The organism is Streptomyces sp. BYX5S (genome assembly GCF_054724165.1).
Map to the genome: position 1 here is coordinate 4,071,323 of NZ_CM138829.1, position 12,308 is coordinate 4,083,630.

At 70.9% G+C, this 12,308-nt stretch carries 15 protein-coding genes; 8 read left to right on the forward strand and 7 right to left on the reverse strand.

Going from position 1 to position 12,308, the window contains the following annotated elements; genetic code table 11:
• Positions 1–7: 7 nt before the first annotated feature.
• Positions 8–481, reverse strand: coding sequence for a peroxiredoxin (locus ACYBSK_RS18490; protein WP_457478233.1), 474 nt, complete (start codon positions 479–481; stop codon positions 8–10).
• 117 nt (positions 482–598) lie between these two features.
• On the opposite strand from ACYBSK_RS18490, the gene ACYBSK_RS18495 reads away from it, so the two are divergent.
• From ACYBSK_RS18495 to ACYBSK_RS18510, 4 genes are all read left to right on the forward strand, one after another.
• Positions 599–805 (forward strand): hypothetical protein, encoded by a 207-nt coding sequence (locus ACYBSK_RS18495; protein WP_306321985.1) that lies wholly within the window; start codon positions 599–601, stop codon positions 803–805.
• A 207-nt stretch (positions 806–1,012) separates the two neighbouring features.
• Positions 1,013–1,477, forward strand: coding sequence for an SsgA family sporulation/cell division regulator (locus tag ACYBSK_RS18500; RefSeq protein WP_460246890.1), 465 nt, complete (start codon positions 1,013–1,015; stop codon positions 1,475–1,477).
• Between the two features lie 120 nt (positions 1,478–1,597).
• Positions 1,598–1,813 (forward strand): HPr family phosphocarrier protein, encoded by a 216-nt coding sequence (locus ACYBSK_RS18505; RefSeq protein WP_460246891.1) that lies wholly within the window; start codon positions 1,598–1,600, stop codon positions 1,811–1,813.
• Positions 1,810–2,208, forward strand: coding sequence for a hypothetical protein (locus ACYBSK_RS18510; RefSeq protein ID WP_460246892.1), 399 nt, complete (start codon positions 1,810–1,812; stop codon positions 2,206–2,208). The genes ACYBSK_RS18505 and ACYBSK_RS18510 overlap by 4 nt, the downstream gene beginning before the upstream one ends.
• On the opposite strand, the gene ACYBSK_RS18515 is transcribed toward ACYBSK_RS18510, so the two are convergent.
• The gene (locus ACYBSK_RS18515; protein ID WP_460246893.1) at positions 2,153–2,608 is read right to left on the reverse strand and encodes a 5-carboxymethyl-2-hydroxymuconate Delta-isomerase; all 456 of its coding nucleotides are present in this window, start codon (positions 2,606–2,608) and stop codon (positions 2,153–2,155) included. The two genes, ACYBSK_RS18510 and ACYBSK_RS18515, sit on opposite strands and share 56 nt — an antisense overlap.
• A 151-nt stretch (positions 2,609–2,759) precedes the next feature.
• Complete coding sequence (locus ACYBSK_RS18520) at positions 2,760–4,124, reverse strand: FAD-dependent oxidoreductase (protein WP_457478239.1); 1,365 nt, start codon at positions 4,122–4,124, stop codon at positions 2,760–2,762.
• A gap of 249 nt (positions 4,125–4,373) precedes the next feature.
• Here ACYBSK_RS18520 and msrA point away from each other — a divergent pair, with 249 nt between their 5' ends.
• From msrA to ACYBSK_RS18535, 3 genes are all read left to right on the forward strand, one after another.
• A complete protein-coding gene (msrA, locus tag ACYBSK_RS18525; RefSeq protein WP_460246894.1) occupies positions 4,374–4,883 on the forward strand; it encodes a peptide-methionine (S)-S-oxide reductase MsrA in 510 nt (169 codons plus the stop codon).
• Positions 4,884–4,971: 88 nt separating this feature from the next.
• Positions 4,972–6,699 carry an MFS transporter gene (locus ACYBSK_RS18530; protein WP_460246895.1) on the forward strand — a complete coding sequence of 576 codons (1,728 nt, stop codon included), beginning with the start codon at positions 4,972–4,974 and terminating at the stop codon, positions 6,697–6,699.
• 85 nt (positions 6,700–6,784) lie between these two features.
• Positions 6,785–6,970 carry a hypothetical protein gene (locus tag ACYBSK_RS18535; protein ID WP_460246896.1) on the forward strand — a complete coding sequence of 62 codons (186 nt, stop codon included), beginning with the start codon at positions 6,785–6,787 and terminating at the stop codon, positions 6,968–6,970.
• 25 nt (positions 6,971–6,995) lie between these two features.
• On the opposite strand, the gene ACYBSK_RS18540 is transcribed toward ACYBSK_RS18535, so the two are convergent.
• The 4 genes from ACYBSK_RS18540 to ACYBSK_RS18555 form a co-directional block, all read right to left on the reverse strand.
• Entirely contained in the window at positions 6,996–8,162 is a 1,167-nt protein-coding gene (locus tag ACYBSK_RS18540; protein WP_460246897.1) for a MalY/PatB family protein, read from the reverse strand.
• A gap of 3 nt (positions 8,163–8,165) precedes the next feature.
• The gene (gene malX / locus ACYBSK_RS18545) at positions 8,166–9,779 is read right to left on the reverse strand and encodes a maltose/glucose-specific PTS transporter subunit IIBC (protein ID WP_460246898.1); all 1,614 of its coding nucleotides are present in this window, start codon (positions 9,777–9,779) and stop codon (positions 8,166–8,168) included.
• Positions 9,780–9,978: 199 nt separating this feature from the next.
• Positions 9,979–10,554, reverse strand: a complete 576-nt coding sequence (locus tag ACYBSK_RS18550) for a cysteine hydrolase family protein (protein WP_457478245.1) — start codon at positions 10,552–10,554, stop codon at positions 9,979–9,981.
• 7 nt (positions 10,555–10,561) lie between these two features.
• Positions 10,562–11,530 (reverse strand): LLM class F420-dependent oxidoreductase, encoded by a 969-nt coding sequence (locus tag ACYBSK_RS18555; RefSeq protein ID WP_460246899.1) that lies wholly within the window; start codon positions 11,528–11,530, stop codon positions 10,562–10,564.
• A gap of 159 nt (positions 11,531–11,689) precedes the next feature.
• Between ACYBSK_RS18555 and ACYBSK_RS18560 the strand changes: the two genes are divergently transcribed.
• Positions 11,690–12,295, forward strand: coding sequence for a TetR/AcrR family transcriptional regulator (locus ACYBSK_RS18560; RefSeq protein WP_457478247.1), 606 nt, complete (start codon positions 11,690–11,692; stop codon positions 12,293–12,295).
• Positions 12,296–12,308 lie beyond the last annotated feature (13 nt).

The following is a 12,308-nucleotide window of genomic DNA, read 5'->3' on the forward strand; positions in this document are numbered from 1 at the left end:
GCTGCGCTCAGCCCGCGGCCGAGCGCAGCGCCTCCAGCGCCTTGTCCGCGTGCGCGCTCATCCTGAACTCGCTGCGGACCACTTCGAGTACGCGCCGGTCGGTGCCGATCACGAACGTGGCGCGCTTGGTCGGCAGCGGGCCGAATCCGCGCGCCACCCCGAACCGGCCGCGCACCTCGCCCTCCGGGTCCGACAGCAGCGTGAACCCGAGCGTGTGCCGCTGCGTGAACTCCCGCTGCCGCTCCACGGCGTCGGAGCTGATCCCCACCGGGCGCGCGCCGACCTCGGCGAACTCCGCCGCCAGGTCCCGGAAGTGGCAGGCCTCGGCGGTGCAGCCGGGGGTCAGCGCGGCCGGGTAGAAGAAGAGCACCACCGGGCCCTCGGAGAGCAGCGCGGACAGCGCCGTGGGCGTCCCCGTCTCGTCGGGCAGGGTGAAGTCCTCGACGACGGAGCCGACTTGGATGCGGGCGGACGCGGACATGGCTGGCCTCCAGGAGTGCTGCATGTGTGTGCTGCTCAGGTATATCGAACGACGCACGCTCGAACAGAAAGTGCCCCAGGGATGTTGAGTCGGCGGCGGCTGGGTAGGGGCGCCCTCATGGACGTGTCGCATGACCAGAACGTGGAGACGGCGGTGGCCGCCGCCGCCTTCCTCTCCGGACAGCAGGTCACCGAGAAGCAGTGCGGTGGCTGCGGAACCGTGGTGGCGGGAATCAACGGCCGCTACGCGTGCGGTGCCTGCGGCTGGATCAACCACTGGTCGGACGGTGACACCCACCTGCCCGGTGCGGAGGACGACGTCTGACCGGCGTCGGGGGAGCGCGCTGGTTCGAACGTCTCTTCGGTGCCGGGGGCCCGTTTCGAACCGTTTCGAACTGACGGTGAAGGCTGTCGTGCTGTGCGCGCATATGCCAGATGATGTATGCCCCATTGCCTAAGGTGGTCATGTCGCCTTTGTTCGAAGGTGACACGACAGCACGGTCCGACGGCAGCAGTGATGGGGTGGGTCGGGGTGGGCCCTGACGAAAGACACGGGTACGGGAGCCTGGAGGCGCTCGCGACGGGAGTCCTCGCCTACCCGGACGGCGTGAGTTTCCTGTGCGAGATCCGGTTGCGCTACACCGCGGACGACCCGCTGGTCGTCCATTTCCGGGTGGCCGAGTCCGGTGCGCGCGGCGGGAGTTGGGCACTGTCCCGGGACCTGCTCTCCGCGGGGCTGTCCGGGGCGGCGGGCATCGGTGATGTCACCGTGCGGCCCGTGGCGCAGGTGGGCGAGCCGCTCGCCGTGGAGATAGAGGTGCGCGGCGCGCGGGCGGGCGAGTCGGCCCGCTTCGTGATGGGACACCGGGCGCTGCTCACCTATCTGGAGCGCAGCCACGCCCTCGTGCCGTTCGGCGCGGAGGCCGATCAGGGCGCGATGGACCGGGAGTTGGAGCTGATGCTGAAGGGGGAACCCGGCTCGGGGAGGGCGGCGTGAGGGCGTGACCGTCCGAGGACTGCGCCCTTCGTGTGGTCCCCGTCCCCGGCCGCAACCGGTCGCCGCCCCGCGTGCCTCTCTGCCTTCGACACAACGGCGTACGCCATCAAGGAGGCCGGCATGCACACCCGCCCCGCCGCCTTCGCCCAGACCGCCGCCCGCAGCAGCGCCGAGGTGACCGTCTCCCGCGACGACGGCCACGAGGTCCCCGCCCGCAGCGTCCTGTCCCTCATGACGCTCAACATCCGCTGCGGCGACGCCATCGTGCTGCGCGCCAGCGGAGCCGACGCCGAGTCGACCCTGGACGCCCTCGCCGAGATCGCGGCCCCCGCATGACCGACACCGCCACCACCCCACCGGAGCCCACCCTGTACGCCGACGTCATCGACGCGCTGCGCGCCGCGCGCGTCACCCCGACCGTCCGCGAGGCCGACGCGGACACCGCCGACGCCGTCGCCCGCACCCTCGTGGACTGCGGTCTCACCGCCTTCGAGTTCCGCGGCCGGGGGGGCGTGGCGAAGCTGTTCCCCGCCCACGTCGGCGGTATCGCCTACCTGAAGTCGGTGCTCTCGGTGCTGCCCGGCGCGCGCATCATGGCGACCGGCGGCGTGAGCGTGGACGACGCCGACGCGTGGCTCGCCGCGGGGGCGTTCTCCGTCAGTATCGGCAGCGACCTCACCCGCGGTGACGTACGCGCCAACGTGGCCCGCCTGAAGGAGCGGACCGGCTGAGCGAGGACGGCGCCGCGGGCCGGCCGCAGGACCCCGTCGTCGCGGCGCACGCGCGCCGCGTCGGATGCAGGCTGTACGCCGCCAGGGGCCGCACCTCGACCGAGCACACCACCCCGTCGTCGCCCACCCGCTCGATCAGCAGCGCCAGGATGCGCTGCGAGAGCCGGTGCATGGTGCGCTCGCTGCGCCCCGGCAGCAGCGCCACCTCGACGTGCACGACCGGCACGTCCTCGTGCTCGCCGCCCACGACGTACGTCTCGGTGGCGGCGCGGAAGAACGTCTTGCAGGTGCCGTGCGACCCGGAGCCCTCCACCACGAGGGCGTGCAGCGCGGTGGCGAGGGCGGCCCGGTCCAGGGTGTCGCCGAGCCGGGGCGAGTAGTCGACGGTGATCTGGGGCAAGGCGTCTCCGCTGCGGGCAAGGTGAGTGGGGTTTACATCTACCTGCCGCCACTTTATCCCCTGCGCGGCGCCGCCCCGTACGCGCGGGCAGACACCTCGCGGAGGCGGAGCGGGGCGGCCGGCCGCGCCTCAGGCCGGTCGCCCCGCCGGATCACGCCTCGCTGGCGTCGAGCATCGCGTCGCGCTCGACGATCTTGACGCGCTCACGGCCGTGCGGCTCGCCCAGCGCCTTCTCGGCGGCGTCGAGCTTGTACCAGCCGTCCCACGTCGTGAACCGGACGCCGCGCTCGACGAGGAACTCCTCGACGGCCTCCGGCGCGGGCTGCACCGGCGTGTGCAGACGGCCCTCGGCGTGGTCGGCGAGCAGGTTCGAGACCGTCTCGTTGGCGTCGCCCTTGGTGTGCCCGATGAGGCCCACCGGACCGCGCCGGATCCACCCGGTGACGTACGTGGACTGAAGGTGCTCGCCGCTCTCCTGGATGACCCGGCCGCCCTCGTCCGGGACGGTGCCGGACTTGACGTCCCAGGGCAGCTTGGGCAGCTCGTCGGAGAGGTAGCCCACCGCGCGGTAGACCGCGCCGAGGTCCCAGTCCGTGAACTGTCCGGTGCCCTTGACGTTGCCGGTGCCGTCCAGCTCGGTGCGCTCGGTGCGCAGGCCGACGACGCGGCCGTCCTCGCCGAGGATCTCGGTCGGCGACTCGAAGAAGTGCAGGAACAGCTTGTGCGGGCGGTCGCCCTGGTCGCGGATCGCCCAGTTCTCCAGCGTCTTGGCGACCATGTCGGTCTGCTTCTCGCTGCGGCGGGCGGCGATCGAGCCCTCGTCGTAGTCGATGTCCTCGGGGTTGACGATGACCTCGATGGACGGCGAGTGGTCGAGCTCGCGCAGCTCCATGGGGCTGAACTTGGCCTGCGCGGGGCCGCGGCGGCCGAAGACGTGGACCTCGAGTGCCTTGTTCGCCTTCAGGCCCTCGTAGACATTGGCCGGGATCTCCGTCGGCAGCAGCTCGTCCGCGGTCTTCGCCAGCACGCGCGCGACGTCGAGCGCCACGTTGCCGACGCCGAGCACCGCGACCTTCTCGGCCTCCAGCGGCCAGGTGCGCGGAACGTCGGGGTGGCCGTCGTACCAGGAGACGAAGTCGGCGGCGCCGTAGGAGCCCTCCAGCTCGATGCCCGGGATGTCGAGCGCCCGGTCCGCCGTGGCGCCGGTGGAGAAGACCACGGCGTCGTAGAAGGCGTGCAGGTCGTCGAGGTCGATGTCGCCCGGGTAGTCGACGTTGCCGAAGAGGCGGATCTGCGGCTTGTCGAGAACCTGGTGAAGGGCCTTCACGATGCCCTTGATGCGCGGGTGGTCCGGCGCGACGCCGTACCGGATCAGGCCGAACGGGGCCGGCATGCGCTCGAAGAGGTCGATCGACACCCCCGGCTCGGAGGCCGCTTCGGACTTCAGCAAGGCGTCGGCGGCGTAGATACCGGCGGGGCCGGCCCCGACGATGGCGACCCTCAGGGGGCGAGGCATGGTTCAGGTTCCCTTCGAGTGGTTCCCGTGGTCCGTCACTGCAGGTTGGGCCACGAGTGCTTGAAGGGAAGCCTAAAGTAAGGCAAGCCTTAGAAAGTAGGCGGGTCCGTTCTATGGGCACATAAGGCTGCCTTATGGGGGTCCACAGCTTCGCTTGCAGGGATCGGCCTAAGCTGGAAGATCCATGGGCCCCGGTGTGTTGTACCCGGTGGAACTGCTCGTCGTGTCATGTAGCGCAGGGAGTGACGTATGTCGGAGGTAACCGAGAAGGCCGTGCTGGCGGGTGGCTGTTTCTGGGGCATGCAGGACCTGATCCGCAAGCTGCCGGGCGTGCTGTCGACGCGCGTGGGCTACTCCGGTGGTGACACGCCGAACGCGACGTACCGCAACCACGGCGACCACGCCGAGGCCATCGAGATCGTGTACGACCCCTCGGTGATCGGCTACCGGGATCTGCTGGAGTTCTTCTTCCAGGTCCACGACCCGACCACGAAGGACCGCCAGGGCAACGACCTGGGGCGCAGCTACCGCTCCGCGATCTACTACGCGGACGACGCGCAGCGCCAGGTCGCGCTCGACACCATCGCGGACGTCGACGCGAGCGGGCTGTGGCCCGGCAAGGTCGTGACCGAGGTCGAGCCGGTGGGCGACTTCTGGGAGGCGGAGCCGGAGCACCAGGACTACCTGGAGCGCTACCCGGACGGCTACACCTGCCACTTCCCGCGGCCGAACTGGAAACTGCCGAAGCGGGCCGCCTAAAGGCGACGCCGTGCGGGCGCCACTCCTCGCAAGGAGTGGCGCCCGCAGGCATCTTGTTTCCGTGTACACGTAAATACATGATGGCTGCATGCATCAGCGGGATTCGAAGACCACGAGCCCCTTCAAGCAGCCCAGGGCCGTCTGGGCCGTCGCGTTCGCCTGCGTCATCTCCTTCATGGGCATCGGTCTCGTCGACCCGATCCTGCCCGCCCTCGCCGACAGCCTGCACGCCACGCCCAGCCAGGTGTCCCTGCTGTTCAGCAGCTACCTCATCGTGACGGCGGTCGCCATGCTCGTCGTCGGCTGGTTCTCCAGCCGCTTCGGCGCCAAGCGCACCCTCGTCACCGGCCTGTCCGTCATCGTCGTCTTCTCGGCGCTCGCCGGGGCCACCGACTCCATCAACGGCATCGTCGGCTTCCGGGCCGGCTGGGGACTGGGCAACGCACTCTTCATCGCCACCTCCCTCGCCGTCATCGTCGCCTCGGCCAGCGGCGGATTCGGCGGCGCGATCATCCTGTACGAGACCGCGCTCGGCCTCGGCATCGCCGTCGGGCCGCTGCTGGGCGGCGAGTTGGGGGCGATCAGCTGGCGCGGGCCGTTCTTCGGCGTCGCCGCCCTGATGGCGATCGCGCTCGTCGCCACGATCGTCTTCGTCCCCGATCTGCCCAGCCCCAGGAAGGTCACGTCACCGCTGGCGCCGCTCAGGGCGCTGCGCCACCGCGGCCTGCTGACCATGGGCATCATGGCGCTGCTGTACAACTGGGGCTTCTTCACCATGCTCGGCTACGCCCCGTACCCCATGGAGCTCGACGCCCACGAACTCGGCCTCGTCTTCACCGGCTGGGGCCTCCTCGTCGCCCTGTTCAGCGTGTTCTTCGCCCCTCGCCTCCAGGCCCGCTTCGGCACCGCGGCCGTCCTGTACGCGAACCTGTTCTGCCTCGGCGTCGTGATGGCGGTCATCGCCGCCGGTGTCTCGACGCCGACCGTGGTGATCGTCGCGGTCGTCGTCAGCGGCGCCTTCATCGGCATCAACAACACGCTCACCACACAGGCCGTCATGCTGGTCTCGCCGGTGGAACGCCCCGTCGCCTCCTCCGCGTACGGGTTCCTGCGGTTCATCGGCGGCGGCCTCGCGCCGTACGTGGCGGGCAGGCTGGCCGACGCCACCGACCTCGGCGTGCCCTTCTACCTCGGCGCCGCCACCTTCCTCCTCGCCATCCCGGTCCTGGCCGGCGGACACCGGCTGCTGCGCCGGGCCGAGGCGGGCACCGGCCAGGAGGAGCCGGTGCGGCCGTCGTTCACCCGGGTCGGCGCCGCACCCCGGAGCGCCGCACCGCGCGTCGTCGTGGCCGTCGGCGACCACGACCGGGCACCCGCCATCGTCGACGCCGCCGCCCGCCTCGCCCGCGACACCGGCAGCCCGCTGGAGGTCGTGCACGTCCAGCGGACCGCCGTGGTCGACGAACAGGCCGCCGAAACCGAGGACTTGGCCCAGGCCCGCGCCGCCGTCACCGCCCACCTCGACCGGCTCGCCGGGCAGGGCGTCAGCGCCACCGGGCAGGTCCTCGGCAGCGTCGGGGACCACGCCGCCGCGGGCCGCGCGCTCGCCCGGCACGCCGCGGACGTCGGCGCCCGCGTCGTGGCCGTCGGGCACTCGCCGCGCGGCCCGCTCGCCCAGTTCGCCGACGGCAGCTTCACGACGGCGCTCACCCATGCCTGCGCCTGCGCGGTCGTCCTCGTGGACACCTCCGAGGACGCCGCGCCGCGCCGGCTGACCGCGGCGGCACTCGCCGAACTGCGCGGCGCGGGGGCCTGACCCCAACGCCTCGCGGTGGGCGCACGTTTGTCCGGGCCCCGATCGGTTAGGAGGGGGTCAGGCGACGACAGGGAGGTGCCCGGGGATGCTGAATCCCGGCCAGAACGGCCACTGGGTGCGCACCCGCACCGACGCCGACGCGAAGGCCTTCCTCAAGGAGAAGGAGTTCGAGCGGGAACGCTCGACGGAGCCGGGGAACGGCACCGCGATCATGACAGGGTTCGTGGTGCTGTTCCTCCTCGCGTGGCTCGGGTACCCGCTCCTGCGCTGAACCCGGCCCCCGGCTCGTCCGGACGTCAGCGCACGGCCCGGACGCCTTCGACGAGCGCCGAGACCCCGCGCTCGACCTTCGTGCGAGGACAGCCCACGTTCAGCCGCACATGCCCGGCCGCCCCGTACGCCGTGCCGGGCATGATGGCCACCCGCTGCCGCTCGACCAGTTCCCGCTGGAGCTCCTCCTCGTCCACGCCGAGGGGGCGCAGGTCGATCCAGGCGAGGTAACCGGCCTCCGGCGGCGTCCAGTCGAGCTCCGGGAAGGCCTGGGCGAGGCGCTCCGCCACGTAGGCGAGGTTGCCGCGCAGGTAGCCGCCCAGCGCGTCCAGCCAGCCGCCGCCCTCCCGGTACGCCGCGATGTGGGCGACCAGCGAGAGCACCGCCGGGGACGACAGGCCGTCGGCCTCCTTCAGGCGGCGCAGATACGCGTCGCGGGACTCCGGATCGCCGACGATGCCGTAACTCCCCGTCAGCGCCGGGATGTTGAACGACTTCGACGCGGAGGTGACGACCGCCCAGCGGGTGCCGCGACCCGCGTGCAGGGCCCACGGCCGGTGCACGGCCGGCGGGTGCGCGAGGTCCGAGTGGATCTCGTCGCTGATGACCGCCACGCCGTGCCGCGCGCACAGCGCGGCCATCCGGTCGAGCTCCGCCGCGCTCCACGCGTGCCCGGTCGGATTGTGCGGCGAGCACAGCAGCAGCACCGACGTGTCCGGCAGCGCCAGCAGCCGTTCCAGCTCGCTCCAGTCGCCCAACGGGCAGGTGAGCAGCCGCCGTTCGTGCGCGGTGACCGTCTTCGGGAACGCGTCGTAGGCCGGCGTGTGCGTCACCACGCCGTCGCCCGGACGCGACCACAGACGCAGCAACTGCCCGATCTGGTACACGACCGAAGGGCCGTAGACGATCGACCGCGGATCCACGGGGGTGCCGTGCCGGGCGCCGTACCAGTCGACGATCGCGGACAGGAAGTCGTCGTGGCGCCAGCGCGAGTAGCCGAGCACGCCGTGGTCGAGCCGGGAACGCAGCGCGGCGAGGACCTGAGGCGCCGTCTCGAAGTCCATGTCGGAGATCGTGAACGGCAGCAGGTCCGGCACACCGAAGCGGTCCTCGACGTAGTCCCACTGCGTGCACCAGGTGCCGTGCCGGTCGACCGTGGTGTCGAAGTCGTAAGCGGGGGAGGGGTGTCGCACGGTTCAGCCCACCGGGATCATCGTGCTGATGGCGTCCTTCACGGACTGCACCTGCGGGCCGATGACCACCTGCACGGTGTGCGCGTCCAGCTTCACGACTCCGACGGCGCCCAGCTTCTTCAGACGCGGCTCGTCCACGCGCTCCGCGTCCTCGACCGTCAGCCGCAGCCGGGTGATGCAGTTGTCGAGCGAGGTGATGTTCTCCGCGCCGCCGATCGCCGCGAGAATCGCCACGGCGTCGTACTTCCCGGCGACCAGCTCACGCGGAGCCTCGTCCCGGGCATCCGCCGCCCCGGACTCCTCCGCCGCCTCGGGCTCCTCCTCGGCCGCGGGATCCTCGCGGCCCGGCGTCTTGAGGTCGAAGCGCACGATGGCCCAGCGGAACAGGAAGTAGTAGACCGCGAACCACACCGCGGCGATCACCGGCACCAGGTACCACTTGGTGGTCGTGCCCTGGAGGACACCGAAGACGAGCCAGTCGATGACATTGCCGTCGGTGTTGCCGATGAACACGCCGAGCACGGCGGCAGCCAGGAAGCCCAGGCCGACGAGGACGGCGTGGAGGAAGTACAGCCACGGCGCGATGAACAGGAACAGGAACTCCAGCGGCTCCGTGATGCCACCGACGACGCACGCCACGACACCGGACACAAGGAGCGCCTTGATCTCGGGGCGCATGTTCCTGCGGGCGCAGTGGTAGATCGCGAGCGCCGCGCCCGGCAGCCCGCCGAGGTAGGCCGCCATCTTGCCCTGGGAGAGGAAGTGGGTGGCGTCGGTGACGGCGGCCGTGGGCGGCCGGGAGCAGTTGAGCTGGGCGTAGAACATGTTCAGGGCGCCGGAGACATGGTCCCCGCACACCGCCCCGGAGCCGCCGACGTCGGTGAAGCGGAACATGGCGACGAGGATGTGGTGCAGGCCCACCGGGCGCAGCAGCACCTCGCCCATCCCGAAGAAGAACGGTCCGAAGACGCCCGCGTGACCTATCGCGCGGCCCAGGTCCGTGATCCAGCCGTTGAACGTCGGCCACACCAGCGGGATGAGCAGACCGAGCACGCTCAGGGTCAGCGCCGAGACGATCGGAACGAAGCGCAGACCACCGAAGAAGGCCAGCGCATCCGGCATCCGCTGAGTACGAAACCGCTGGTGAAGCAGGCTGACAACGATGCCAACGGCGACGGCGCCGAGGAGTCCCGTATCGATGGACTGGATGCCGATGACCTCCGCGATGCCGTAGTGGGCGATCGCCTTCTCGTCCTCGAAGTCCACGCCCTTGGCGGTGAGGAAGAAGTTCACGGCGAGGTTCATCGCGGCGAAGCCCACGAAACCGGAGAACGCGGCGACGCCCTTGTCCTCACGGGCGAGCCCGAGCGGAATGGCCATCGCGAACAGCACGGGCAGGAACGCGAAGGCGACCTGTCCGGTGTTGGCCATCCACGTGAAGACCAGGTGGAAGCCCTGGCCCTGAAGGAAGGTCAGATTGCCGGTGACGGCGTCGCTGGACAGCGAGGAGCCGATGCCGAGCATGATGCCGCAGAACGCGAGCAGCGCCACGGGGAGCATGAATGTCTTGCCGAGGCTCTGGAGGAACTCCCAGAGCGCGGCCTTGGTCTTCTGCATGGGGGGTGTGTCGTCCTTCGGACCTGAAACGGGCGGCGTGCGAGGGCCGGCCACACTCAGGTCACGAGCCGACCGGGGCGGCCCGGTCACGCGCCGCGCACAGGGATCGCCCGTCGAGCGGCGTCGAGGGTGTCCGATCCGCCGCAACGGATGAGATCACAGCAGGTCGGGCCGTGTCCACGGGTAACCGCGAAGCCGCTCAGCCGACGTCCTCGAACGTCACCTCCGACGCCGCCACGACCTCCGCGCCCATGTTCCGCCGCATCATCTCCAAAGCGGCGTGCGCCAGCTCCGGATGGATGGCGGCCACCGCGTCGTGCGGCACCGTGGTCCGCAGATGACGGATGTGCGCGTCGAGAGCCGAATAGAGCACGCACTGCTCGGTGACCTGCCCGCACAGCACCACACGGTCGACGCCCAGTTCCCACAGCAGATACGTGAGGGGCGTCTCGTAGAAGATCGAATGCCGGGCCTTGACGACGAACAGGGAGTTCTCGTCCGGCCGCAGCGGCTCCACGAGTTCGGCGTGCGGGCCCGACAGCGCCGTGTCCACCAGTTCGCCGTGGTGCGAGCGCCATTCGCCGAAGTTGTCGTTGACGTAGATCACCGGGACCCCGGCCTTCCGCGCCCGGTCCAGCAGGCCGACCACCACCGGGACGATCTCGCGGGACGCGGGCAGGAGCAGCTCCGCGTCGTCGTGGTCGTACGTGTTGATCATGTCGATCACGACGAGCGCCGTGCTCGCCGACGAGGCCGCGGGCGTCCGCTCCGTCATCGCCGCCTCACCCGAAGGCGTCGCGCAGGGCGGGCAGCAGCGTCTTGCCGGACCACTGGAGGAACTCGTCCTGGTGGTCGCCGCCGATCTGCACCAGGGCGAGCCCCGTGAACCCGGCGTCCGCGAAGGGCCGCGCCGCCTCCACGAACGCGTCCACGTCGTCGCCGCAGGGGATCGACTCCGCGACGTCCTCGGGCCGCACGAACTGGGTGGCGGCCGCGAACGAGTCCGGGTGCGGAAGCTCGGCGTTGACCTTCCAGCCGCCCGCGAACCAGCGGAACTGGTCGTGCGCGCGGGCGACGGCGGCCCCACGGTCGGGGTCGTAGGCGACGGGCAGCTGCCCGATGCGCGGTTTGCCCGCGCCGCCGTGCCGGTCGAAGGCCGACAGCAGCTCCGCCTTCGGCTCGGTGGCGATCACCAGGTCGGCGAGGCGCCCCGCGAGCTCGCAGGACTGCTCCCCGGACACGGCGACGCCGATCGGCGGGGCCGTCTCCGGCAGGTCCCACAGCCGGGCCGAGTCGACGTCGTAGTGCTTGCCGTGGTGCGTGACGTGCCCGCCCTCGAACAGGGCCCGGATGATGGTCACGGCCTCCTCGAACATCTCGTGCCGCACATCCACCGCCGGCCAGCCGCTACCCACCACGTGCTCGTTGAGGTTCTCGCCGGAACCGAGCCCGAGCCGGAAGCGGCCTTCGGACAGCAGTTGCAGGGTGGCGGCCTTCTGCGCCACCACGGCCGGGTGGTAGCGGAAGGTCGGGCAGGTCACGTACGTCATCAGCGGCAGCCGCGACGTCGCCTGCGCGACCGCGCCGAGCACGCTCCAGGCGTACGGGGAGTGGCCCTGGGAGCGCAGCCAGGGGAAGTAGTGGTCGCTGGTCACCGAGAAGTCGAAGCCCGTCTCCTCGGCCCCGACCGCGTGCCCCACCAGCTCGCGGGGGCCTGCCTGCTCGGTCATCAACGTGTATCCGATGTCCATGAAAGACGCGTCCCCGATCTTCGCGAGGTCTAACAGCTCCGGCGAGGTGTACGGCATTGCCGACCGCCGGAAACGCTCCGTGCCGGTGTCTTCGGAAGCTTCCGCGCGAGTTTTCCATCACTGATTGAAAAGTGTGCCGCGCCGTGCTGTCCTGTCCGCATGCCCACCGACGCCACCCGCGCGGCCCTGCTCGACGCCGCCGAACACCTCTTCCTGACGAGGGGGTACGAGCAGGTCTCGGTCCGCGCGGTGAACGCGGCGGCGGGCATGAATCCGGCAGCCGTCCACTACCACTTCGGCACCAAGGAGGACCTGGTCGCCGCCCTGCTCCAGAGCCGCCTCGGTCCGCTGTGGGCCGCACCGCTCGCGGAGGTGGAACGGCGGGCGGCCGAGGGGAGCGCCCCGCGCGTCGAGGAGTTCGTCGCCGTCCTTGTGCGGCCCCTCGACGAGCTCACCGGCACGCCGCACGGACGGCTGCTGCTGCACCTGCTCGCCCGTGTCGTGCTGCGCCGCCGTGAACTCCCCTTCGACGAGCGGTGGTTCGCGTACCACTCGTGGCGCGAACTGCTGCGCGCCGCGCGCCCCGACCTCACCGGCGCCGAGGCCGCGTACCGCCTGCGCATGACCTTCGACCTGCTGCTCCAGCTGTACGGGGAGCCGCAGTCGGCCACCGCGGAGCTCGGCGGCACCCCCCGCCCGCCGGTGGACACGGTGATCGCTTTCGTAGCGGCGGGACTCAACGCCCCTGCTGCACCGCACAGTTGACGTGACCCGACAG

What these genes read in the sequence shown, in the direction of transcription:
- ACYBSK_RS18490 (WP_457478233.1), bottom strand. Translation starts at nt 481, where the DNA reads ATGTCCGCGTCCGCCCGCATCCAAGTCGGCTCCGTCGTCGAGGACTTC.
- ACYBSK_RS18495 (WP_306321985.1), top strand. Translation starts at nt 599, where the DNA reads ATGGACGTGTCGCATGACCAGAACGTGGAGACGGCGGTGGCCGCCGCC.
- ACYBSK_RS18505 (WP_460246891.1), top strand. Translation starts at nt 1,598, where the DNA reads ATGCACACCCGCCCCGCCGCCTTCGCCCAGACCGCCGCCCGCAGCAGC.
- ACYBSK_RS18510 (WP_460246892.1), top strand. Translation starts at nt 1,810, where the DNA reads ATGACCGACACCGCCACCACCCCACCGGAGCCCACCCTGTACGCCGAC.
- ACYBSK_RS18520 (WP_457478239.1), bottom strand. Translation starts at nt 4,124, where the DNA reads ATGCCTCGCCCCCTGAGGGTCGCCATCGTCGGGGCCGGCCCCGCCGGT.
- msrA (WP_460246894.1), top strand. Translation starts at nt 4,374, where the DNA reads ATGTCGGAGGTAACCGAGAAGGCCGTGCTGGCGGGTGGCTGTTTCTGG.
- ACYBSK_RS18530 (WP_460246895.1), top strand. Translation starts at nt 4,972, where the DNA reads ATGCATCAGCGGGATTCGAAGACCACGAGCCCCTTCAAGCAGCCCAGG.
- ACYBSK_RS18535 (WP_460246896.1), top strand. Translation starts at nt 6,785, where the DNA reads ATGCTGAATCCCGGCCAGAACGGCCACTGGGTGCGCACCCGCACCGAC.
- malX (WP_460246898.1), bottom strand. Translation starts at nt 9,779, where the DNA reads ATGCAGAAGACCAAGGCCGCGCTCTGGGAGTTCCTCCAGAGCCTCGGC.
- ACYBSK_RS18550 (WP_457478245.1), bottom strand. Translation starts at nt 10,554, where the DNA reads ATGACGGAGCGGACGCCCGCGGCCTCGTCGGCGAGCACGGCGCTCGTC.
- ACYBSK_RS18555 (WP_460246899.1), bottom strand. Translation starts at nt 11,530, where the DNA reads ATGGACATCGGATACACGTTGATGACCGAGCAGGCAGGCCCCCGCGAG.
- ACYBSK_RS18560 (WP_457478247.1), top strand. Translation starts at nt 11,690, where the DNA reads ATGCCCACCGACGCCACCCGCGCGGCCCTGCTCGACGCCGCCGAACAC.